This is a genomic window from Endozoicomonas elysicola, from assembly GCF_000710775.1.
GTDB lineage: Bacteria > Pseudomonadota > Gammaproteobacteria > Pseudomonadales > Endozoicomonadaceae > Endozoicomonas > Endozoicomonas elysicola.
The window spans coordinates 1,220,231-1,243,697 of record NZ_JOJP01000001.1; the positions used below are offsets into that span (position 1 = coordinate 1,220,231).

A 23,467-nucleotide genomic window follows, 5' to 3' on the forward strand; every position below is an offset into this window, starting at 1 on the left:
GGACGTTAAAGCGGTATTTAGTTAGGCTGGCTTTTAGACTTTATGCCCGTGTAAACTAGCTAACTTGAGTCAAAGTTCTCCTGTTCAGGAAATCAAGTAGATCACCATAACGATAGCGGACCCATCTGCCGACTTTGACGTATTTCAATTCATACCGGCCAGTTGATCTCCAAACGGCCAGGGTACCTTCTGTTACCATTAACATCTTGGAGGCTTGCTCTGGTGTGAGCAGATCATCCAAGTGGTGCGATCTGTTTGATGGACTGTCCATGTCAGCCATGCTTTCCTCTTGAGTGGATGGTTTGGTCAAAGTACTTATGCTGGAGCTAAAGGCTTCAGGCAGCATAGGGGGCGATGATAGGTTTTTCACATTGGCACTCCATGTCCAATTGTTTTTTGTGATACTTCTGCTTTTTAAAATAATGCGGATTGTTTGGTTTGTATAGGGCCATGTGAAAATATACGAAATTAATTTTCATCCAAAAGAGCCACAATGTTTGCTTTATGCTGTGGAGCAAGGTGTGCGTATACCTGAGTAGTATCTATAGTGTCGTGACCCAGTAGCTCTTTGATGTCGTACAAGGAAGCACCCCTCATGACCAGCTTAGAGGCAAAAGCATGGCGAAGATCGTGAAAGGTAAAGTACTCTGGATGTTCTTTTGGAAAGCATAAGTCAGCGACCTTAAGGACCTCTCTCCAGGCTGACTTGATGCTTCTTAGTCGGCTTCCGGTTTCAGAGTGAGGGAATACGAAAGACAGGCTGTTGGTTTGTCGCCTCCAAACAGAAAGGGTTTCATAAGCTGTTTGGTTTAGTGGAACATGCCTTGTGTGGCCGGTTTTGGAACCGGTTCCTTCAACAGAAAGGTATTTTTGGTCAAAATTGACATCATGCCATGTCAGATTGAAAATTTCGCCACGTCGCAGGCCGCTATTTATTGCCAGCAGGACAATCGGTTTGATGTAGTCGGTAAATTCGATGTTCAGCTCTGGTAGTGTAGGGTGGCGACGTTCTTTGAGCCACTGGTTGTATCTTGTTCTTTTGGCTTGCTGACATGCCTGTCGTTTATCCAGTGCAGCCAGTAACCTGCTTTCTTCATCTGTGGTCAGAAAACGTGGTTTGGGGTTGCGATCCACTTTGAGCTGTTTGACTTTATTGAGGGGGTGTGTGTCGATAATGCCGGTATCAAGGGCTCTGCTTAATAGTCCTCTTAATGCGGTGAGATCGCGGTTAATACCTGAAGGTTTGCGTCCCATATTGAGCTGCTCTTGCCGCCAGCCCTCAACTAAAGCAGAGGTTAACTCATGCAGAGGTTTATCGAACCACTTGCCAAAGTGGAACGTGATCCTTTTCAGGATGCCTTCACTGTCTTTATGGTTCACACTCGACCATTGTTCATAATGGTTTTTCATGAAGGCACTCAGAGTGGCGTCTTTTTTACTTTGTTCTTCTCTACGTTGCTGTTTCTTCTTTTCATTCACATTGTTGCCTGCTGCCAGCTCAGCGTAGAGCACCCTTGCTCGTTGTTGAGCCTGTTCAGGATGCATTAGCATGCTTCCCTCTTTGCCACAGAATTTGCCAACAGTAACGAATGATACTTTAGTGCCAATTCTTTTCATGACTTGGAAGCTTTTAACCCCAGTCGGGGCAATTCTTAGCCGGAGTCCATTTCCGTTCTCGTCATAAACAAAGTAAGGCTTTTCCCGCATAGGCAATGCCTGAAGATGGCTTTTTCGAAATTTACTGATGATCTTTTTCTTATTCGATGAACTCATCCCGTTCTAACACCGTTCTAACAGATTTGGTGAATTTTAGTGTACACGAAAAATAGATAGGTTAAAGGCGATTGGCCTGTATGCCTTGATAATGTTGGGTTTGAGAGAGGTTGGTATGATTTTGTTAAATTGGGTTAAACTATAAATTTATGCCCTCCGGAGGCAGAGGTCAGAGGTTCGAATCCTCTCGGGTGCGCCATAAGTCCTTACAAAAGATGTTCTCTCCTTCTTGAATTATCATTCACTGCTTTTCTGAAACCTCTTAATTGTACGTAATTGGCCTAATTGCCAAGGCTAACAGAATATATATTCTTTTGATAAGTTGGCATCATATGAAAGTTATTCCGCCTCAAATTTATTTAAATAATGACCAGCACCTCTGACTTCTATTTGCAGAATGCCCAGCAATTTTATGACTTAACCGTTAGTGTTGAGGCAAGTGAGCTTTATGAGCGCTTTTTGCCACTGATACCTGCTGGTGGTCGTATTCTGGATGCTGGTTGTGGCTCTGGGCGTGATGCCCGCGCTTTTTTCAACAGGGGCTACGAAGTAACTGGCTTTGACGCCTGCGCCCCTCTGGCCGAAATGGCCTCCAAGCTGCTTGAGCAGCCTGTTATGGCCTGTCAGTTTAACGAGTTCACATCTGAATTACCGTTTGATGGTATCTGGGCTTGTGCCTCTCTACTGCATATCACCTATGCTGAGCTGGCAGAAACCATGAATTATCTGGCAAGTTTCCTGCTTCCTTCAGGTTACTTCTATTGCTCGTTCAAGTATGGAGAAGGTGAAGGAAATGTTGGTGGGCGACACTTTACGTATTTGAATGAGAATGGAATACAAAGCCTTTCTGAGCTGGCTGGCCTATCTGTGTATCAAAGCTGGGTTACCCATGACTTAAGGCCGGAAAGAGCGAGTGAGAAGTGGCTGAATGTTATTCTGAAGCATGCATCCTAAAAGGTTGCAGTGCCTCGAGGTTCCGGTTTTTTCCAGATATGCAGAATTTTTGATCTGGCAAGGTTATAGCTGTCTTGTAGAAATGCCCTGCGTTTAGCTTCAGATGCACCGGTTTGATGGATGAGAGTTTCTCTGATTGGCAGATGGCTGTTAATAAAATATTCATTTCTGGCATGTAATCGGTACAGGAAATCCAGATGAGGCAGTTGGGCAGATTTCTGCCAGCGGTTACAGTCCTGACATGCCAGCACAAGATTCCAGATACCATTTATAGAGGGAACGGTATCTTTAACAGACCATGGAATAAAGTGGTCAACATCTGCAAGTTCAGCATCGCCTGGCTTGATGGATATACGATCAAAGCAGTAAAAACACCTTCCTTTCTGGTAGCCATTCAGGCTATCTCTTGAGCTGGTGATGTTCACCCGCCGGTCAGAAATACGAGTAAATAATCCTTTGGTTTCACTGTCATGTTCTACACGCAAGAGGTTTCTTGAAATACCCATCTGCCAGGCACTTTCTACCAGCTTCCAGCGTGCGTCGGTTTCCGGTTTAAAGCTGGAAAAGGAGTCGGACTCTGTAAGGTGCAAAAAGTCACTGGTCAATCGGATACCTTTATCGTGACATCCGTACCTGCAAATCGTCCATGAATGAATGCTTTATCTAATACTTTTAAGAATTTTATTTTAATCTGTAATTTTATTTAGATATATGCGATTTCACGAAGAGAGTTCTAACTGTCATCCACATGCTGTACAGCAGAAGCACCGCAAATGATTGTCCCTGCCAGTTCTGATATAGAGGATTCAGATTCGCTGAGTTGTGGCAGTACAATACGGGAAAATCTGGAGGGGGGAACTGTGGCTCTCCGATCTATCGGATTATAAGCTGGAGGCATTAGTATTTCTGTAGCTCATGATCACTGTTTAAGCGCTATGCTTATGAAAAAAATAGCGACAATAGACAGGATGAGTACCCGTGACCATTGACGATATTATTAATAGGCTTTCTAACCATGTAGCTGGTGAATTGCCTGCAGAAGAGCTGATAGCAGCCAGTGAGCAGAGGGCAGAGCTGACGCCGCGTTTGCTGGATTATCTGGACGATATTGCCGGTCAGGGGGATGAGATCCCTGAAGGGCAGCGCGTGGATCTGGTCTTCTTTGCTTTTTACCTGCTGGCTCAGTTCCGGGAACCACGAGCATATCCCCTGATGCTACGGATTGTTTCTGCCAACCCCCAGACGGTTAATCGCCTTCTTGGCTATGTGGTCAGTGAGAGTCTGGCGAGAATACTGGCGTCGGTCATGGTTGGCGAGTGTGATGAAAAGCAAAACAGTGGCTGTGATATCGAGCCGTTGAAGCAGCTGATTGAGAATGAAGGGATACACTCATATGCGCGCCATTCAGCACTGACCTGCCTGACGATTCTGGTCTTCCATGGTTTTTTGCCCCGTGAGCAATTGGTGAGCTATTTTCAGCAGTTGTTTGATGGCGTATTGGAACGCCAGCGCAGCCCAGTTTGGGATGGTCTGGTATCCAACTGCATAATCGCTGGGGTTACTGAGCTGGAAGCGCAGATGGTGCGCGCCTTTGATGATAAATTACTAACGGATTCCTTTATGGGTAAGGAGCGGCTCAGTAAGGTGTTGCAGGACCACTCTGGTGAAATTTGCGTCCCCCCCTATGAAAATTTTGCTCTGATTAATGATTGCGTTGCGGAACTGAAAGGGTGGGCCAGTTTTAACAGCAGTGAGCCTGAGAAAGCGCAGGTTGAGCCCGCGCCTATTGGGAACAGTGCTGTGCAGGATAATATTCAACGCGTGACGAGGCCTTGGCCGGCCAGAAAGCCGAAGCCCCAGACTCGAAAGTCTACTGCATCACCCAGACCATTAGGGCAGCAGATGTTGCGTGCGTCATCACCACCAGGAAAGTCTAAGCAGCCAGTGGTTCGGCAAAGCGCTAAAGTGGGACGTAATGATCCCTGCCCCTGTGGTAGCGGCCGGAAATTTAAGAAGTGCTGTGGTTAATAAGCCACAGCGTTACCAGCTTCTTTCTCTTCATCGAAGATTTTTAACCTGATGCTCTTTCATGGCCCTCTCTGCGGCTGTCTGTCATCCCCGTATTAGCGGTACACTACTCCCATTTATGAATACTTGTCGTCAGGCCGGAAGAAACACCGGAGAGCTGCTGCAAGTTGACTCCCGACTATGCGTTGATGGATAGCAAGACAAGGTGGGATATGTTGAAGGGGCGAGTATGGCTTCAAAAATGCTAGATAAGCGTAATGCCAATACCGTGGTCGTATTGGACTTTGAAACCACCGGACTGTCTCCGAATATGGGTGATCGCGCCATCGAAATTGGCGCAGTGCTGCTCGAGAATGGTCGGATAACGGATCGGTTTCAGCAGCTGATGAATCCTGGGTTTCGTATCAGCTCCTTTATTGAAAATTATACCGGTATCACCAATACGATGGTGAGGGGAGCCGACGCCTGTTCGTTGGTAATAAAGGAGTTCGCCAGTTTTATTAGCGGACATAATCTGGTTGCGCATAATGCCTCCTTTGACAAAAAGTTTCTGGATGCCGAAATGTCGGTAGCAACAACGGGCTATGATGGAACCTTTGCCTGCTCGATGCTAATCGCAAGGCGGCTCTATCAGAATGCGCCCAATCACCAACTCGGTACTTTGGTGAAATACAATAAACTGCCGACTGATGGCGTCTTTCACCGTGCGCTGGCGGATGCGGAGATGACCGCGCATCTCTGGTTAAGAATGCTGGAGGACCTTGAGCGCCGACATCAAGTGTCGAATGTGTCCTTTGCATTGATGAAGACATTATCAAAGACATCGAAAACGGGTGTGGCAGCTTTGTTAGAAAAACAGAGAACAAATGTTGTTGTTTAGGGACTGCTCTCAAGGTAGACATTAAGGACTTCCCTTAATCCCCCTGAGGGAAAATGCCAGTAAAGTGACTGTTTGTCTCTGACTTACTGGTTCTCCCTGGAAGCCTTAGTTTTCTGTGCGGGCTCTTTTTTGAACAACAGAGATCACAAAGAAAAGCACTTCTTCGTGCTCTTTGTGATCTCAGTGGTTCAATCTTTAAATTTTACGGCTATTGCCCTGCCAACTGATGAATCAATCGCGCCGCCAGTCGTGCAGTGTGAGCATCAATATCATACTTTGGACAGGTTTCTGCAATATCAAAGAGCCTGATTTTTCCGCTCTGTTTGATGCTGTCCAGCAGTGGTTCTACGACTTCCAGGGGAATGCCGCGCGGAGCAGGTGCGCTAACGCCTGGAGCCAGGGCGGCTGAAAAAGCATCAATATCGATGGTCAGGTAAATATGATCCACCTGATCGATAAACTGCTGGAGTTGCTGGTGGAGAGCAGGCAGGTTTAGTAATGTCATCTCTTTATCCAGTCGATAAGTTACGCCCAACTCATCAGCTCTATTAAACAGAGCCTGGGTGTTACTGCTTTGGCTGACCCCAAGGCAGAGGTAGTTAAAGGGAAGGTTCTGTTCACGGGCGTGTTCCGCTGCCTGCCAGAAGGGGGTTCCAGAACTGGGGCCAATTTCTGGCAGGCGAAGATCAAAGTGCGCATCGAAATTAATAATGCCTACTTTCAGAGGGGCCTTACTTTTACTGTGTCGTTTTCCGAGGTGTTTCATTAATCCCTGGTAAGAGCCCCAGGCTATTTCATGGCCACCGCCCAGTCCAACAACTATTTGTCCATCGTTTAATAGTTCACTCATGCGTTCAGCATAGTCGTTCTGTGCCTGTTCAAGGTTATTTCCAGTACAGGTGATATTTCCTGCATCCCATGCGGGAGCAGTGCGATTCCAGGGGAGATTGGTCATGGCTCGTCGAATATGGTCTGGTCCTTTGGCTGCTCCGGTGCGACCCTGATTTCTACGAACACCCTCATCAGACTCAAAGCCCAATAGGGCGATACCTGCTTCACAGCCTGCAGAGTAGGGTTCTACTTTCTGGTGCCAGCGTAGGGCCGCGTGGGTAGCGATTTCCTGGTCAACCCGACCAGACCAGGAAAATGAAGGCTCGGTTGGAAAGGTTGATTTCACAATATGACCTTTTTTTATGATCAGAGAAGGGGATATTCCGGTAAGTCCGGCAGCCAGGGCCGCAGGGTTATTGATCGGCCACAGTAACAGGTCAGCATCGAGGCCTGCCTTGATCATGCCGGTGCTGTTCTGAAACCCAAGTGCCTGCGCTGCGTTTCGAGTACAGCCGGCAAGCGCCTCGGAAGGTGTCATACGGAACAGAGTGCAGGCCATATTCATCATCAGTCGTATAGAGGCAAGAGGCGATGTTCCAGGGTTTAAATCGGTGGCAATGGCGATTGGAATGTCCGCTTCTCTCAATTCATCAATAGGCGGCAGTTTGGTTTCCCGCAGATAGTAAAAGGCGCCTGGCAGTAGTGTTGCTACTGTGTTGCTGCTCTTTAATGCATCAATGCCCGACTGGCTCAGATATTCCAGATGATCAACCGAAAGCGCCTGGTATTGTACGGCCAGCTGAGTGCCACCGCTGTCGGACAGTTGTTCGCCATGGAGTTTTACTGTTAAACCGTGGGCTTTTGCAGCCTGAAATACTTTCTCAGTCTGCTCAGGTGAAAAGGCAATATTTTCGCAGAAAACATCCACAGCATCGGCTAGTTGTTCTTTGGCAACCGTTGGAATCATGTCCTCGCAGACATGTTCTATGTAGGCATCCGGGTTGTTCTTATACTCTGGGGGGAGGGCGTGGGCGCCAAGGAACGTGCGAGCAATAGTGACTGGGTATTCTTCTGCCAGTTGACCTGCAGCCTTGAGCATTTTTATTTCGGTTTCTGTATCGAGACCATAGCCAGACTTGATTTCTACGGTCGTCACCCCTTCTGCCAGCAGTGCTTCCAGACGAGGCCGAGAGGATTCAACGAGTTCTTCAACGGTTGCTGCCCTTGTTGCTGTTACCGTTGAGAGAATACCTCCCCCCTGCTTGGCGATGGTTTCATAACTGACACCTTCCAGCCGCTGTTCAAACTCTCGGGAGCGATCGCCGGCATAGACCAGGTGGGTATGGCAGTCGATCAACCCGGGCGTCAGCCACTGCCCCTGCCCATCAATGGTTTCTTTTGCCTTAGTCCCTTCCGGTAATTCAGCCTCTGCTCCAACCCACACAATATAGCCATTGCGCACCAAAATGGCGCCATGGTTGATGCTGTTGTATGGACAGCCCGCACTCTCGTGGTGCGTTTTTGGCTTGGATAAGGTGAGCGCCGGATCCATGGTGGCCAGGTGGATGTTTCGAATCAGCAAATCACAGAGGATGGATGAGCTGCCAGCATTACTTTTTTTCATGGGATCCGGCCATCGGTTGTCTGATCTGAAGGTTTTTAAACGTGCAATGTATTTCTCAAAATCGTACAAATTGCATTATTATTTAATTGTATATACAACTATATACAATAAGATTGTTTGAGCAACCTGCAGTTTCAGCAGGCCTTTAATAAGAAGGTCTTATGCTGTCTGTGATGTAAAGGGTTTGCTCTCGGGAAAGCCGAATCATGGAAGTGGTAAAGACTTAATAACGGCATTTTTATAGTAAAAAAATATGAATCAGAATCAGAGCTTGTTGCCTCGCTATCAGCAGATAAAGCATTTTATCCTGGACAAAATCGAGCGAGGTGAGTGGTCAGAGGCCAGAAAGGTGCCCTCAGAAAATCAGCTTTGTGAGCAGTTCTCGGTCAGTAGGATGACGGCCAGAAAGGCTTTACAGGAGTTGACGGCGTCTGGTGTGCTAATGCGTCAGCAGGGGCTGGGCACTTTCGTTGCGCCACTGAAGCCGCAGTCTTCCATGTTGGCTGTGCGTAATATTGCGGATGAAATACGAGAGCGTGGCCATGGCTACAGCAACCGGGTTTTGCTTCTGGAAGCTGAAAAAGCTACAGAGGCCATCGCGGTATCTCTGGAGCTACCTGAGTCTGCCACCGTTTTTCATTCCATTATTGTTCATTATGAAAATGGCGAACCCCTGCAGTGGGAAGAGCGTCATATTAACCCCCGTTTTGCCTCCGACTATCTTAATCAGGATTTCTCTCAGGAAACCCCTAACGTATACCTCAACCGGGTAGCCGCCCTGACGGAAGCGACTCATGTGGTAGAGGCCGTGTTGCCGTCTGAATCCGTTGCCGGGTTACTGAGTATGGAGCCAGGTGCTCCTTGCCTGAGAATTTTACGAAGAAGCTGGTGTCGAAGAGGCGTTGTCAGTCTGGCTAAGTTGATGCACCCCGGTGACCGATACCGCTTGGGAGACCATTTACAGTTTACCTGATTGTTTATTCGAAAATGTAACGTAGAGGATGTGTGAATATGGCAAAGCAACAAGCTTCAATGTCTACATCTGATAAAGGATATCTTCGATTTGACCCTGATCGGTCCATTCGTGCCCCGAGAGGTTCTGAGCTGAATACCTGCAGCTGGCAGGTGGAAGCGCCTCTGCGTATGTTGATGAATAATCTGGATTCGGAGGTGGCAGAACATCCGGAAGCATTAGTGGTGTATGGTGGCATTGGCAGAGCAGCCAGAGACTGGGAATGCTACGACCAGATAGTTGCCACACTTAAGCGGCTGCAGATTGATGAGACTTTGCTCGTTCAGTCCGGTAAGCCGGTTGGTGTATTCAAGACTCATACCGGCGCACCTCGTGTACTGATTGCCAACTCAAATATTGTACCTTACTGGGCTGATTGGGAGCACTTCCATGAGTTGGATAAACAGGGGCTGATGATGTATGGCCAGATGACCGCAGGCTCCTGGATTTATATTGGTTCTCAGGGCATTGTCCAGGGAACCTATGAAACATTTGTGGCCATGGCCAAAACCCACTTCAATGGCGATGCTTCAGGTAAGTGGATTCTGACTGGAGGCCTTGGCGGTATGGGTGGTGCCCAGCCGCTGGCCGCAACCATGGCTGGTTTTTCCATGCTGGCCTGTGAGGTGGATGAGTCACGGATCGACTTTCGCCTGAAAACCCGCTATCTCGATAAAAAGGCAACCTCGTTGGATGAAGCCCTGACCATGATTGAGCAGGCCAAATCCGAAGGTAGAGCAGTCTCGGTTGGTCTGCTGGGTAATGCTGCAGAGATTTTTCCCGAGTTAGTTGAGCGCAATATTACACCCGATGTGGTGACTGATCAGACATCTGCTCATGACCCGCTGAATGGTTATCTGCCCAGAGGGTGGACGTTGGCGCAGGCCAGTGAGAAACGCAAAGAAGATGAAGCGGCGGTTACCAAAGCAGCAAGAGAGTCCATGGCGATTCAAGTGAAGGCCATGCTGGCACTGCAGCAACAGGGTGCCGCTACCGTTGATTACGGCAACAATATACGACAAATGGCGAAAGAGGTGGGGGTCGAAAACGCCTTTGATTTTCCGGGATTTGTTCCTGCCTATATTCGACCGCTGTTCTGCCAGGGTATTGGCCCCTTCCGCTGGGCTGCACTGTCGGGTGACCCTGAAGATATCTACAAAACCGACCAGAAGGTTAAAGAGCTGATTCCTGACGATGCACACCTTCATAACTGGCTGGATATGGCCAGAGAACGCATTGCCTTCCAGGGTTTACCTGCCCGCATCTGCTGGGTTGGTCTGAAAGACAGAGCCCGTCTTGGACAGGCCTTTAATGACATGGTAGCCAGTGGAGAGCTCAGTGCTCCTGTTGTGATTGGTCGGGATCATCTGGACTCTGGTTCGGTAGCCAGCCCCAATCGTGAGACTGAAGGTATGCGTGATGGCAGTGATGCGGTGTCCGACTGGCCCTTGTTGAATGCTCTGTTGAATACGGCTTCTGGAGCCACCTGGGTGAGTATTCATCATGGAGGTGGTGTTGGTATTGGTTATAGCCAGCACTCTGGTGTGGTTATTGTTGCAGACGGTACGGATGAAGCTCGGGAGAAACTTGGTCGTGTTCTGTGGAATGACCCGGGTACTGGTGTTATGCGTCATGCTGATGCCGGCTATGACATTGCCAGAGCGTGTGCGAAAGACAATGGTCTGGATCTGCCCATGCAGTCGGACAGCTCTGAACAGGTGGGAGAGCCATGATGACTAAGTTAATGATTACACCCGGACAATTATCTCTGTCTGACTTACGAAACGTAAGTCGTTACGACGTGTCGATTCAACTCGACCCGGCTTGTCATCCGGCTATTACTAAAAGTGTTGAGTGTGTGAATCAGGCGCTGGCTGAAAACCGGGTTGTATATGGCATCAATACCGGTTTCGGTTTGCTGGCCAGTACCCGGATTCCGGATAAGGAGCTGGAGGCACTTCAGAAGAGTATTGTGTTATCTCATGCGACAGGTGTCGGTCAGTTTATGGATGAAGGTACCGTAAAGTTAATGATGGTACTGAAAATTAACAGTCTGTCGCGGGGGTTGTCAGGAGTCCGGCTGGAACTGATTGAGGCTCTGGTTCAACTGGTTAATCTTGGGGTTTACCCCTGTGTACCAGAAAAAGGCTCGGTGGGGGCCAGTGGCGATCTTGCGCCACTGGCCCACATGAGCTGCTTATTGCTGGGTGAAGGTCATGCTATGGTGGGTAAGCAGCAGGTTACTGCCATAGAGGCTCTCACTTATGCCGGGATGGAGCCAATGAAGCTGGCACCGAAGGAAGGGCTTGCCTTACTAAACGGTACTCAGGCCAGTACTGCGTTTGCTCTTCAGGGGCTGTTTGGCGCCGAGGATTTGATGGCGTCGGCGGTCGTTACCGGAAGCTTGTCCATCGAAGCGGCAATGGCCAGTCGTCGGCCTTTTGATCCGCGTATTCACGAAGCCCGGGGCTTGAAAGGGCAGATCGATGCTGCCCATGCCTACCGCTCCATGTTGGATCACAGTGATATCGAACAGGCCCATGCTGACTGTGACAAGGTGCAGGATCCATACTCCCTGAGGTGCCAGCCGCAAGTGATGGGTGCCTGTCTGGAACAGTTACGCTATGCCGCCGGAATTCTGCAGACAGAGGCTAATGGTGTTACAGATAACCCACTGGTGTTTGCTGAAGATAATGAAATATTGTCTGGTGGAAATTTCCATGCTGAGCCAACGGGTATGGCAGCAGAAGCATTGGCGCTGGCGATTTCTGAAATTGGTGCCATCAGTGAGCGGCGAATTGCACTGCTTGTGGATCAGCATCTAAGCGGCTTGCCTGCATTTTTGGTGAAGAACAGTGGTGTCAACTCCGGGTTTATGATCGCTCACAATACAGCAGCTGCGTTGGCCAGTGAAAATCGCTGCCTTGCTCACCCGTCTGTTACTGATAGCCTCCCCACTTCTGCGAATCAGGAAGACCATGTCTCCATGGCAACATACGGAGCCCGTCGTCTGAGAGAAATGAACAGTAATACCGCGGCAATTGTCGGAATTGAACTGCTGGCTGCTGCTCAAGGGGTTGATATGCGCAAGCCCTATAAAACGTCTGAAGTGTTGCAGTCGGTGATGAAAATGGTGAGAAAAGATATCCCATTCTATGATCAGGATCGCTATTTCTTTCCAGATATACAAAAGGCATCTCAGCTGGTGGCCAGTGGGCAACTGAATGTTTATATGCCTACGGAACTGTTGGTGAGTCTTGGGTGAATTGTTTCTTCCAGTGACCTCAGGGACGAGGCATGACCTGCCAGTAACCGCCTCCAGTCGGATTATTCTTTCCGATATTGCGTCGGTGTCTCACCTGTCCAGCGCTTGAATGCTCTACAGAAACTGGTTGAATCTGAAAAGCCCAGATCATGAGCCACCTCTGTGATTGGCTTAAGCGAATGTTTTATTTCATGCAGAGCATGTTTCTGACGAAGTTCATCCAATAAGTTTCTGAAGGATGTATTTTCAGAGAGCAGTTTTCTTTGCAGGTTTCTTGGGCTCATATTGAGCTCAGCCGCCAGTGCCTCCTGCGTCGCTCTTCCCGAGATGAATAAATCCGCCAGATGTTGCTTTGCCCGCGTGACAAAACTTCGATTCAGGGAGTCAAGGTAACGGCGCAGCAGCTCACTATTGGTACTGGCAATTTCAGGGCTGGCGGTAGGAAGCGGGTTATCCATAACATGAGGCTGGAAGACAATTCTCAGACAGTCAGACTCAAAATGTACCGGACAAGGCAACCTGCTTCTCCATAACTCCGGCTGTTCTGGCAATGCGCGAGGCAGTCTGACGCAGACAATATCTTCTGGCAGTAACCCAAGGTGATTGATAGCTCGAATGATAGTTATGGCTGCAGAGGCATCCATCGCTTCTTCGCATGGAGCCGGGTAATTTTCACGTACAGCGTAGATCAGTTCTACGCTGTCTTTTTTTTCTTTTAATTCCAGCTCAAGCACTGTACTGATCACAGCAGAAAAACAAACCATGGTTTCCAAGGCGTCACGGACGTTATTGCAAGCCTGAATAACATAACTGAAGGCATAAAGATGATTGGTTTGCAGGTGTTGAGAAACAGAAAGACCAATGGCTGGGTTCCCTGTCTCACGAACCGCCGCTTTCCATAATATCGCCATTTTCTGAATGGGAATTCTCTGACCTGCCTGGGTTAATAATGACTGATCAATGTTGGCTTCTTGAAGTAATGGCTCTACCGGGCAATTGACACTTTTTATCGTATTAACCAACGCCAGTGCCCAGGAACTTAATGTCGTTGCGTCGTCGTTTACTGTAATCGCTTTTGTCTTATTTGCATTTGTTATTGTCATGTCAGGTCAAACTTCTGTCCGTTAAAGTCAGGTCAGCAATAATTATCCGGTTATATCATGAGGCACCGGCAAAAATAAAAAAACAATCGGTGTGCAGGATAACTGATGATCATAATAAAAAAAGCCATTCTCCTCCTTTCCTTATCCGTATTTCTGACTGCTTGTGGGCAGGACCAAAAGGAAAGTGCAGCGTCTGAAATCACTGCTGGAAAGGCTCACCCGGTGCTTAAAGCCCATACTGCCGAGTTTGAACGTAAAGTCTATAAGGTCACTGAAGGCGTTCATGTTGCGGTTGGGTTTGGTCTTGCCAACTCCATCATGATTGAAGGTGATGATGGCATTATCATTGTTGATGTGATGGAAAGCCGCGAAGCCGCGGAATCTGTACTGGAAGCATTCAGAAGGATTACCGATAAGCCCGTCAAAGCCCTGATATACACCCACAACCATGCTGACCATATTCTGGGTGGCAAAGGTTTTGTTCCCAGTGGCGATGTTGATGTTTATGCCCATGAATCCACCAATACCTACATCAATCGAGTGGTTCACCATCTGAGACCCGTGATCGGCGACCGAAGCAGCCGGATGTTTGGTAACCTTCTGGAAAAAAATGACACGGGTTTGATCAATGCCGGCATTGGCCCAGCACTGAATGCTGGTCATGGTGGTGGAACTCCAACACTGATACGCCCCACCAAAACATTTGCGGATGATCTGGAGGTGGAAATCTCAGGGGTTCGTATTCAGCTGGTGCATGCACCTGGCGAAACCAATGATCAGCTATTCGTTTACCTGCCTGACCATGACGTGCTGATGCCTGGCGATAATATTTATAAAGCATTCCCGAACCTATATACCATTCGAGGCACGCTTTATAGGGATGTGCTGAAGTGGACCCAGAGTCTGGACAAAATGCGGGAGCTGAAGCCTGAGTATCTGGTTCCCAGCCACACCCGCCCACTGATTGGCCGTCAGCAAGTCAATGAGACGTTGACCGCTTATCGGGATGCTATCCAGTTTGTACACGACCAAACCATCAGAGGGATGAACCAGGGGCTGACAGAAGATCAGCTGGTGGAGGCTGTGCAACTGCCAGAGCCATTGGCCAGTCACCCCTACTTGCAGGAGCTGTATGGCACTGTTGAGTGGTCGGTTCGCAGTATCTTCAATGGCTATCTTGGGTGGTTTGATGGTGATGCGGCAACTCTGTCAAAAGCGCCGGAAAAAGAACGCGGTGAAAATATGCTGGCTCTGCTGGGGGAGGAGAAAGTGATTTTTGAGGCCCGCAGTGCCCTGGAACAGGGTAAAAATCGCTGGGCCCTGGAGCTGGTGAACTATCTGTTATTTGCCAAGCCGGATCACCCTGAAGGCAAGGCTATTAAAGTGCAGGCAATGCGCAGCCTTGGGCTGGCATCCATGAACCCGAATGGACGGAACTATTACCTGACACAGGCTCTGGAGCTTGAAGGGCATACCATTGACCCAGAGGTGATGACGTCGGAAAAGCTGGCGCTGATTAAAACGTTCCCCATTGGTAACTTTATTCAGGCGATGACCGTAGCGTTGAACCCTGAAAAAAGCGCTGGCATCAACAAAACTCTGAGTTTTGATTTTACCGACGCCGATGAGCAATACAGCCTGCACGTACGCAGTGGTATTGCGGAGTTTATTCATGGCGAGGTTGCTGATGCTGATATCCGGGTGTCCGTCACTGCTGATGACTGGGTTGAGCTGGTGCTTGGGGAGAAAAGCTTCACAGTAGCACTGACCAGCGGCAGCCTTTCCGTCGAAGGCGGAATAACGGAACTGCCGAGTTTGGTAAGTTTTTTATCGTTGTTTGAATCTGCTCAGTAGGGGCAGTTCATTCCCGGACAGCTTAAAGGCAAACCATGGCAGAACTCTGGTTCTGTCTCTCAATCAACCCGAACAAAAACAATAAACGGGATTCGATGTGGTTACTAAAAATACATTATCGCCTCTCTGCGCTGCGATTTTCCTATCAGTTATTTCCCAGCAGACTACGGCAAAAAGTTTTCAGGCACTGGATGGTGAGTTAACCGGCTCACTGAATACGACCATCAGCGTTGGTATGAGCGTCAGTACTCAGGATCCGGACAGCAAACTATATACCTACGGGGAAAGTAAGAATCTCAGTATCTCGCCCGGCAGTGGTACCGGACCCAATGCGGACAATGGCCGATTGAATTTTGGCAAAGGCGATGTGATCTCAAACCAGTACAAAGGGCTCACTGATCTGACGCTGGAATACCACAATTATGGTTTCAAAGGCAGTGTTAAATACTGGTATGACCATTGGCTGGAAACGAAAAGTGGCCGTTATACCGACTTCGACGACAGTGGTTTTGATGATCTGGCCAGTTTCAGTGGGATAGAGCTTCTGGATGCCTATGGCTGGACTTACTTTGACCTGGGTGAGATGCCAGTGGATATCCGTCTGGGTAAACAGGTGTTGAGCTGGGGGGAGAGTACTTTTCTGCAGGGCGGGATTAACATCATTAATCCCCTGGATGCGGCCGCTTTTAACCGCCCCGGTGTCGAACTCAAAGAAGGGCTTCTGCCTGTTGAGATGCTGTATGGCAGTATTGGTCTGACGCCAGCGATGACTCTGGAAGGGTTCTACCAGTTTAACTGGCGTCCCACCGTTCTGGATGGCTGTAACACGTTCTTTGCCACCACCGATGTCATTCAACCGGGCTGTGGACCTATTTATACACAGGCAACACTATCTAATGCGGAAGAAGAAAATATTGGGGGCACGGGAGGTAATACCATTATTGACCGCACCGTTGATGATTTACCAGAAGACAGTGGTCAGTGGGGAGCTTCGGTTAAATATTATGCAGAATCACTTAATGGTAGTGAGTTCGGCCTCTATTTCATTAACTATCACAGTCGAAACCCTTATCTGGATGCCACTAATGCTGATCCTTCTCAATACCGCCCGTTAGCGGGAGGTCCGCTGGGAGATATCGACTTCTATGCACCTGGTCATCCTGCCGGTGCAGGTTTCATTCAAGGCGCTACCTACAACGCGGTATTTCCGGAAAATATTCGACTTTATGGTTTGAGCTTTAATACCAGCCTGCATAGTGGCTGGTCGTTGAGTGGTGAACTGGCTTATCGGCCAAACATGCCGCTGCAAATCAACATTAATGACCTGCTGGGTGATGCAGCTGCTGGTGGTGATGGGGCTGCAGACTATGGTCAGAATGTTGAAGGCTATGTCCGAAAGCCGGTTACTCAGGTTCAGGTAACGGCACTCAATACATTCCCACAGGTTCTGGGGGCTTCCGAACTGGCACTGATTGGCGAAGTAGGCTTTATGCACATTGGGGCCTTAGGGGATGAGAATCGTTATGGCCGCTCTGCGCTGTTTGGCCCTGGTGATGATGGCTCTGGTGCCTGCAATACCAGTGACAATATCACCGATGATTTCTGTACCAATGAGGGCTATACGACATCGGACAGTTGGGGATATCGCCTGAATGCGACTCTGGTTTATAGCAGTGTATTGCCTGGTGTGACCGTGAAGCCATCACTGTCTTTCCGCCATGATGTCAATGGCTATGCCTATCAGCCTGGCGGTGCTTTTGAGGAAGGCCAGATGGCAACAACGCTGAGTCTTGGTTCTATTTATCGTGATGATTATAAGGCGACACTGGCCTACACCAGCTTCTTTGGCAATAACCAGTACAGCACTCTGGATGATCGTGACTTCATGAGTTTCAGTATCAGCGCCAGCTTCTGAGCCCTGATTCTGACTGTGGGAGAATAATAATAATGAAACCTGTTAATACTCTACTTAGTAGCACTGCCAGACGACTGGCGCTGGCTGGCATGATTGCACTGGCACCGATGGTTCAAGCCAGCCCAACACTATCAACCATTGACCAGCTCGGTCAGTCACTAACCCCAATTGGGGCTGAAAGAGAGGGGAATAGTGCCGGTACGATTCCCGCCTGGACCGGTGGTTTGAAACCGGAGCAGGGAGCCATGCAGCCCGATGGTAATATGGCCAATCCATTTGCCAGTGATGAGGTGCTGTTTACCATTACGGCAGAAAACCTTGAGCAATACCGTCATCAGCTGACGCCCGGTCAGCTGGCCATGTTCAAGCGCTATCCCGATAGCTTCAAAATGAACGTTTTCCCAACCCGTCGCAGTGCCAGTTACCCTGATTCCGTGTATGAGGCAACTCGCCGTAATGCTGAAACCACAACGCTGCTGGACGGTGGTAATGGTATTGCCGGGTTGGTAAATGGAGTGGCTTTTCCTGAACCTGAAAATGGTCTGGAGGTCATCTGGAATCATATGCTGCGCTACCGTGGCGACAGTATGGACCTGACCCTCAGCCAGGTGATTGCAGAAGCCAATGGCGATTACCGGGAAATCATCAAGCAGACCATCTGGAACTTCTTCCCGAGCATTACCGATCTGGAAGAGGAGTCAAACCTGTTGTTTCTCTATAAGTCCAAGGTATTGGAGCCAGTCCGGATGGCAGGAGAAGTGACACTGGTGCATGAGCCTATTGACCAGGTTGCTGAGCCAAGACGAGCGTGGAAATATCTGCCAGGGCAGCGTCGTGTACGACGGGCGCCCAATGTTGCCTATGATAATCCTGCAACCAGCAGTGATAATCTGAAAACCTCAGATAACCTGGATATGTTCAATGGTGCGCCCGACAAGTATGAATGGACATTGAAGGGTAAACAGGAAATCTTTATTCCCTATAACAGTTATGCGCTCTATGACAAAAGCCGGAGTAATGCCGACATCATCCACCCGGGGCATATCAATCCGGAACTGGCCCGTTATGAGCTTCATCGCGTCTGGGTGGTTGAAGCCGCTCTTAAGGACGGCCAGCGCCATGTCTATGGCAAGCGCACTTTCTACATTGACGAAGACACCTGGCAGGCGTCAATCATCGATTTATATGACAGCCGGGATCAGATCTGGCGGGTGGGGATGGCACATGCCATCCAGTTGAACCCTCAGCAGGTGCCCTGGCTGGTAACGGAAGTGTTCTATGACCTTTATTCTGGCCGTTACATAACCAACGGCATTGCTAACAGCTATCAAAAACCCCTGATTTTTGGGCAGTTGGCCAGTAAATCCGATTATACCCCAGCGGCGATACGTCGCTGGGGGCGCTAGGAGCCAAGCGGACTTTTTCTCGCTACGGTCGGCTAAGTTCGACAGGCTCCTAGAGTCTGTACATCGGTGAGGCTTCCTGTACTGGCTAGTCTTGCTGAACAAAATAATAAAAATAGGCAGATAAAACATGGCCAGGAAACGAGTCATCTCAGGTATTGCTGTTGCCGGAATAGCGGTATGCAGTGCGTTATTGGGCAATTATCTGAAAACTCCAAAGGCATACGATAATACAGCTCTGAGTGAGTGGCGACCGGATGGGCCGCGTTATGTTGCGCCGGCAAATCCGGTACTTGGCATTAATGACACGTTCAGATCACTTCACGGATCAACCCGGAACTCTGATGAGGTTCTTACGGCAGTGGCACCAGAAGTTGAGCTGGACTGGGTCGTTGAAGAGGATATGTTCATTACGGAAGGGCCGTCCATTGACCGTGAAGGTAACCTTTATTTCAGCCCGGTGACACCAAAAGAAAATGTGGTTCTGGTCTCTCTTGATGGTGAAACAGGTGAACGACGGTGGTCTATAGAAGGCTACGGTCAGGGTGGGGGGGCTCCACTAATACTGGACGATCCGGACCGCCCGGGTGAGCAGATAGTCTACCTGACACTTTATGAACGGGCGCTGGCTGTCAGACCCAGTGGTGACATCATCTGGGATGTGAAAACCGGGCTTAAAAAGTATATAGACCCGATACAGGGGCTCGAAAACAGTCATAACTTTGGTGCGAACTATCTGCCTCAGGCTGATGCGATTGTCAGTGTGGTGATGGATGGCACCATGATCATGCTGGATCGTAAAACCGGCAGTTTATTGTTATCCGAGCCATTTATTGTGCCCGGAGCTCCTGCGAAACCATCAAATGCGGCCAAAATTCCACAATGGCTACTGGATAGAGCTGATGCCGTTGCCAGGGAGGCTGTTGGGGAGGATCCGACCCATGGCGGACGTTTCAGCCGGGTGATGGATATTCTGTTTGGTGGTGGCGTCAAAGTTGCCAACTACTTTTCCATAGACCCTGGCACCGGAAGAATTTTTGTCGCTGCTACTGCAGAAGATGGAGACGATGGTGTCAGGGATGGTCTTGCTGCCAATGGTGCAATTTATGGTATTGATGTCATCAGGAATCATGGAAAGTTGCAGCTTGAAGTTGCTGCAAAGGCAATGTTTGATGGAGGCACCGGGTCAACCCCTGCCCTGACAGCGGATGGTAAACGTATCTATACATCAGATGAACACGGTCATGTTATCGCCTATGACCGTGATTTGAATGAATTGTGGCGTTACAACGTTGGTGAGCAGGTGCTTGCTTCCATCACGGTCGCTTCGGAAGGGAGTGAGCTTTATGTCGCCACGTTAAAGACGCTGTATAAACTGTTTGATCGTGGAGGTAAGGCTGAAGCAGGCTGGTCTGCCCGTCTGGACATGTATCCCGAGCTGATGGGCGCGAAAAATATGAATTTACTCACCGCAACGGTAACGGCAAACGGGATTGCCATGATGGCAGGCAACGGAATTCTCAGCAAGAGTGGCAAGGCGGTTCCATTCACTGTGGGGGTTGGGCTTCTGGACCGGGAAACAGGAAAGGTACTGGGCTACACTCAAGGCCTCGAGGAGTCGGTTGCAACAACCATTACCGGGCCTGATGGCAGTTTCTACATAGGGCACTCGCCGGTACGAAGGGCGCTCAGCAAATCTTTGATGGGCCCTCTGGTTAATGATCTTACCGGTGGCGTCGCCAAGTATAAGCCGGTAAACCGGCAAGCCTTTGGTCATCATATAGTATGCAGTGCATCTGTCCGAGCAGAAAATGCCGCCATGTATTTCGACAGTCATCCAGACTCTGCTCTTGAGGACTTGAGCCATGTTCGTGTGCTGTTAAGACAGCTCGGCGACGTTCAACCCGAAGGACTATCATCAGACATTAGTGATTTCTATGATTCAATGGGTTCTATTGATGGTATTGCCGCCAAACAGCTAGCCATTGAGCTTGGAAGTGCCTGTAAATCTGCAAGGGCGGATTCAACAAATCGAATGATTACGGCTTCCTTGTTGTAAATCAAAATAATATGTCAGCAAATTGCTATATTTCGCCGGTAAACCAAAGTTGCCGATTTTCTGTTCAACAGAAACAAGGTATTGCATCTAATCTTTAATTAGATATCCACTGACGTTAGAAAAGTCAGAGTGGGGTGATACAAGTGTTTAGCTTTCTTGGCGCATTAGCAATTCTGATCATAGGCTACCTTGTTTATGGGAAGTGGGTCGACCGTCATTTTGGTGCTGACCCGAATCGAGAGACCCCTGCTCATACGCTGCAGGATGGTGTTGATTTTGTGCCCCTGCCCTGGCACAAGATTTTCCTTATCCAGTTTTTAAATATTGCCGGTCTTGGTCCTATTTTTGGTGCCATTATGGGCGCACTGTATGGCCCTGCCGCATTTTTGTGGATAGCTTTTGGCTGTGTGCTCGGTGGGGCGGTGCATGACTATTTTTCAGGCATGCTCTCTGTTCGTCACAATGGACAGTCGATTCCTGAAATTGTGGGCCATTACCTGGGAGAAGGTTCTCGCAAAGTGATGCGGGGGTTCTCAGTTGTTCTGCTATTACTGGTGGGTGTTGTCTTTATGATGGGACCGGCCGGGTTGTTGGCGAACCTGGGAATGGAAGGCATCTTTGCGAATACCAGCTTCTGGCTGGCGGTGATTTTAGCCTACTACTTCATGGCGACTGTTCTGCCTGTGGATAAAGTGATTGCAAAAATTTATCCACTGTTTGGTTTAACACTGCTGATTATGGCCGTGGGTGTTGGTGGCATGATGCTGGTGAAAGGTCTGCCGATTCCTGAAATAACCGATCCACTTTCACACCCCAAAGGCCTGCCAATCTGGCCAATGCTATTTGTCACCATTGCCTGTGGCGCAATCAGCGGATTCCACGCAACACAGTCTCCCATGATGGCCCGCTGCCTGCCTACAGAGAGTTACGGTCGTCGTGTATTCTTCGGAGCAATGATTGCTGAAGGGGTTGTGGCATTGATCTGGGCTGCTGCTGCCATGTCTTTCTTCCCGAATGGTCTGGATGGGTTGAATGAAGTGCTGACCAAAGGCGGTGCAGGTCTGGTCGTCAATGAGGTTTCTGTTGGTTTGATGGGAACCGTTGGTGGCATGATGGCCATCCTTGGGGTTATCGCCTGCCCGATCACTTCCGGTGATACGGCGTTCCGCAGCGTGCGATTGATCTTTGCCGATGCCATGAACATCAGTCAGACCAGTACTAAAAACCGTCTGATGCTGGCTGTGCCGGTATTTGCCGTTGGCTTTGCGCTGACCTTTATCGATTTCAATATCATCTGGCGTTATTTCGCTTTCTCTAACCAGGCACTGGCGACTATCGTACTCTGGGCATCGGCCATGTATATGGTTCACCAGGGTAAAAGCCACTGGTTGGCTTCTCTGCCAGCAACCTTTATGACTGCTGTCTGTACTACTTACATCCTGATGGCACCGGAAGGGCTTAGTCTTTCAGCTGCTATCTCTTACCCTGTCGGTGCGGCAGCGGGTATTGGAGCAATGGTCTGGTTTATGATGGCGGCAGCCAAGAGAACCGTATCTGTTCAACCTGCCGTGTAATACGGAACACGAAAGAAGCTTCCGATGTTATCGGAGGCTTCTTTTATATCGCTAACAAATGGTTGTCCCATCGACAGTTTGAGTGCTTTATATGCTGGCGTTTCTCTGCCTTCCCCTGAAAGCACTCCAGTATCTGAATTTCCCCAAGTCCATTACTGATCGCCAGCCGATTTAGATCAAGCTTTGCTAGGCCTGCACAATCTTTCTGATAGATAAAGGACTGAAGCTCTCCAGACGACTTTTGGGTCAGGGCTATTCGGTTTCCTCTGGGTGAGGTAACGGCAATGGTGTCTGCCTCTGAGAGTACTGCAACACTGGCGATGTAGCCGTTAAGTGCAAGCCATTGCTCTGGCAGTGCTTTAATGGACTGGATAGGGGCGCCTCGCTGGTGAACAGCAACCAGAGGCAAAGCTTCATCGTTGCTGCCCTGGTGCTGCATACCGATCGCAATCGTCCCATCACTGGCTATATCCAGATGACGTATGCTCAGATAAGGATTTATGAAAGATTGCTGGTCAATAATTTGACCAGAGTGACGGTTCAGATAAATAAGTGATGGTTGCAGTGAGTCAGGATTCAGGGTCTTCCTTCCCGAGTCCGGGTGAGTTTTGATTCCGCCAACCGCAATGACCAGTGTTTCTCCGTCCGGCATCATCTTAATTTCATGGGGGCCGGGGGAAGGGAGCGGCCATTCGCCTACTCTTGTGTAATCCCGCTCGGCATTGTAAATGCCAATAACGCCATGCAATGACCTGAGATTGTTTTCAGTGGTGTAAAGCCATTTTCCATTTTGGCTAAAAACGCCATGGCCGTATAAATGTCTTTGATTGGTTGCCGGGATGCTTTTATAAATCTGAGCTCTTTCAGCATCAATCACATAAAATCGATAACCTGGGCGCCGTTCAAACACGACAATTTCTGCTGTACCCGGGCGAAGGGTCGCATCGTGGAGTCGTTCGGCCACAGGAATATTGGTCGACTGATCTCTGTAAGGATCAATGAGGCGAATACTGTGATTGTCTGATGAGTCCCTTGCAGCACTGACCAGCATTTGATGGGAGCTGGGTGTACACCCGGTGCCAATCAGGCCAATAGCTGTCAGTGTTAGTGCGTTTTTTATAAATAGGCGTCTATGCATCTGGTTAGCAGAATCTAGCAGGCTTTTTTGAACCACAGAGGTCACAAAGAGCAC

The 23,467-nt window shown here is 49.1% G+C and carries 17 protein-coding genes; 11 read left to right on the forward strand and 6 right to left on the reverse strand.

Annotated features, from left to right (window positions below):
* Nucleotides 1-55: 55 nt before the first annotated feature.
* Together GV64_RS26225 and GV64_RS05135 are read right to left on the reverse strand one after the other, a co-directional pair.
* On the reverse strand, nt 56-346 hold the full coding sequence (locus GV64_RS26225; protein ID WP_020581219.1) for a helix-turn-helix domain-containing protein: 291 nt from the start codon (nt 344-346) through the stop codon (nt 56-58).
* Between the two features lie 122 nt (nt 347-468).
* A complete protein-coding gene (locus tag GV64_RS05135) occupies nt 469-1,773 on the reverse strand; it encodes a site-specific integrase (protein ID WP_081622033.1) in 1,305 nt (434 codons plus the stop codon).
* Nucleotides 1,774-2,139: 366 nt separating this feature from the next.
* On the opposite strand from GV64_RS05135, the gene GV64_RS05140 reads away from it, so the two are divergent.
* The gene (locus GV64_RS05140) at nt 2,140-2,727 is read left to right on the forward strand and encodes a class I SAM-dependent DNA methyltransferase (RefSeq protein ID WP_020581216.1); all 588 of its coding nucleotides are present in this window, start codon (nt 2,140-2,142) and stop codon (nt 2,725-2,727) included.
* Here GV64_RS05140 and GV64_RS05145 read toward each other — a convergent pair.
* Nucleotides 2,724-3,332: an HNH endonuclease domain-containing protein gene (locus tag GV64_RS05145; protein ID WP_020581215.1), complete on the reverse strand. Its 609-nt coding sequence runs from the start codon at nt 3,330-3,332 to the stop codon at nt 2,724-2,726. The two genes, GV64_RS05140 and GV64_RS05145, sit on opposite strands and share 4 nt — an antisense overlap.
* Nucleotides 3,333-3,705: 373 nt before the next feature.
* Between GV64_RS05145 and GV64_RS25795 the strand changes: the two genes are divergently transcribed.
* Complete coding sequence (locus GV64_RS25795) at nt 3,706-4,755, forward strand: DUF1186 domain-containing protein (RefSeq protein WP_020581214.1); 1,050 nt, start codon at nt 3,706-3,708, stop codon at nt 4,753-4,755.
* Nucleotides 4,756-4,984: 229 nt separating this feature from the next.
* Nucleotides 4,985-5,635: a 3'-5' exonuclease gene (locus GV64_RS05155; RefSeq protein WP_020581213.1), complete on the forward strand. Its 651-nt coding sequence runs from the start codon at nt 4,985-4,987 to the stop codon at nt 5,633-5,635.
* 208 nt (nt 5,636-5,843) lie between these two features.
* On the opposite strand, the gene hutI is transcribed toward GV64_RS05155, so the two are convergent.
* The gene (gene hutI, locus GV64_RS25525) at nt 5,844-8,090 is read right to left on the reverse strand and encodes an imidazolonepropionase (RefSeq protein WP_020581212.1); all 2,247 of its coding nucleotides are present in this window, start codon (nt 8,088-8,090) and stop codon (nt 5,844-5,846) included.
* A 253-nt stretch (nt 8,091-8,343) separates the two neighbouring features.
* Here hutI and hutC point away from each other — a divergent pair, with 253 nt between their 5' ends.
* The 3 genes from hutC to hutH are packed head-to-tail and all read left to right on the forward strand — an operon-like array spanning nt 8,344 to nt 12,367.
* Nucleotides 8,344-9,063 carry a histidine utilization repressor gene (gene hutC, locus GV64_RS05165; protein WP_020581211.1) on the forward strand — a complete coding sequence of 240 codons (720 nt, stop codon included), beginning with the start codon at nt 8,344-8,346 and terminating at the stop codon, nt 9,061-9,063.
* 38 nt (nt 9,064-9,101) lie between these two features.
* Entirely contained in the window at nt 9,102-10,835 is a 1,734-nt protein-coding gene (gene hutU, locus GV64_RS05170; RefSeq protein ID WP_020581210.1) for a urocanate hydratase, read from the forward strand.
* Nucleotides 10,835-12,367 (forward strand): histidine ammonia-lyase, encoded by a 1,533-nt coding sequence (gene hutH / locus GV64_RS05175; protein WP_026258061.1) that lies wholly within the window; start codon nt 10,835-10,837, stop codon nt 12,365-12,367. Before hutU ends, hutH begins: the two co-directional genes overlap by 1 nt.
* A 62-nt stretch (nt 12,368-12,429) precedes the next feature.
* Here the strand turns inward: hutH and GV64_RS05180 are convergent, their stop codons facing one another.
* A complete protein-coding gene (locus GV64_RS05180) occupies nt 12,430-13,470 on the reverse strand; it encodes an AraC family transcriptional regulator (RefSeq protein ID WP_020581208.1) in 1,041 nt (346 codons plus the stop codon).
* Nucleotides 13,471-13,575: 105 nt separating this feature from the next.
* Here GV64_RS05180 and GV64_RS05185 point away from each other — a divergent pair, with 105 nt between their 5' ends.
* From GV64_RS05185 to GV64_RS05205, 5 genes are all read left to right on the forward strand, one after another.
* Nucleotides 13,576-15,324 (forward strand): alkyl sulfatase dimerization domain-containing protein, encoded by a 1,749-nt coding sequence (locus GV64_RS05185; protein ID WP_020581207.1) that lies wholly within the window; start codon nt 13,576-13,578, stop codon nt 15,322-15,324.
* Nucleotides 15,325-15,421: 97 nt separating this feature from the next.
* Nucleotides 15,422-17,239, forward strand: a complete 1,818-nt coding sequence (locus GV64_RS05190; protein ID WP_020581206.1) for a DUF1302 domain-containing protein — start codon at nt 15,422-15,424, stop codon at nt 17,237-17,239.
* A 32-nt stretch (nt 17,240-17,271) separates the two neighbouring features.
* A complete protein-coding gene (locus GV64_RS05195; RefSeq protein WP_020581205.1) occupies nt 17,272-18,645 on the forward strand; it encodes a DUF1329 domain-containing protein in 1,374 nt (457 codons plus the stop codon).
* 127 nt (nt 18,646-18,772) lie between these two features.
* Complete coding sequence (locus GV64_RS05200) at nt 18,773-20,701, forward strand: hypothetical protein (protein ID WP_020581204.1); 1,929 nt, start codon at nt 18,773-18,775, stop codon at nt 20,699-20,701.
* 143 nt (nt 20,702-20,844) lie between these two features.
* Complete coding sequence (locus GV64_RS05205; RefSeq protein WP_020581203.1) at nt 20,845-22,275, forward strand: carbon starvation CstA family protein; 1,431 nt, start codon at nt 20,845-20,847, stop codon at nt 22,273-22,275.
* Nucleotides 22,276-22,318: 43 nt separating this feature from the next.
* Here GV64_RS05205 and GV64_RS05210 read toward each other — a convergent pair whose 3' ends face one another.
* Nucleotides 22,319-23,413 carry a DUF1513 domain-containing protein gene (locus GV64_RS05210; protein WP_152553928.1) on the reverse strand — a complete coding sequence of 365 codons (1,095 nt, stop codon included), beginning with the start codon at nt 23,411-23,413 and terminating at the stop codon, nt 22,319-22,321.
* Nucleotides 23,414-23,467: the final 54 nt, after the last annotated feature.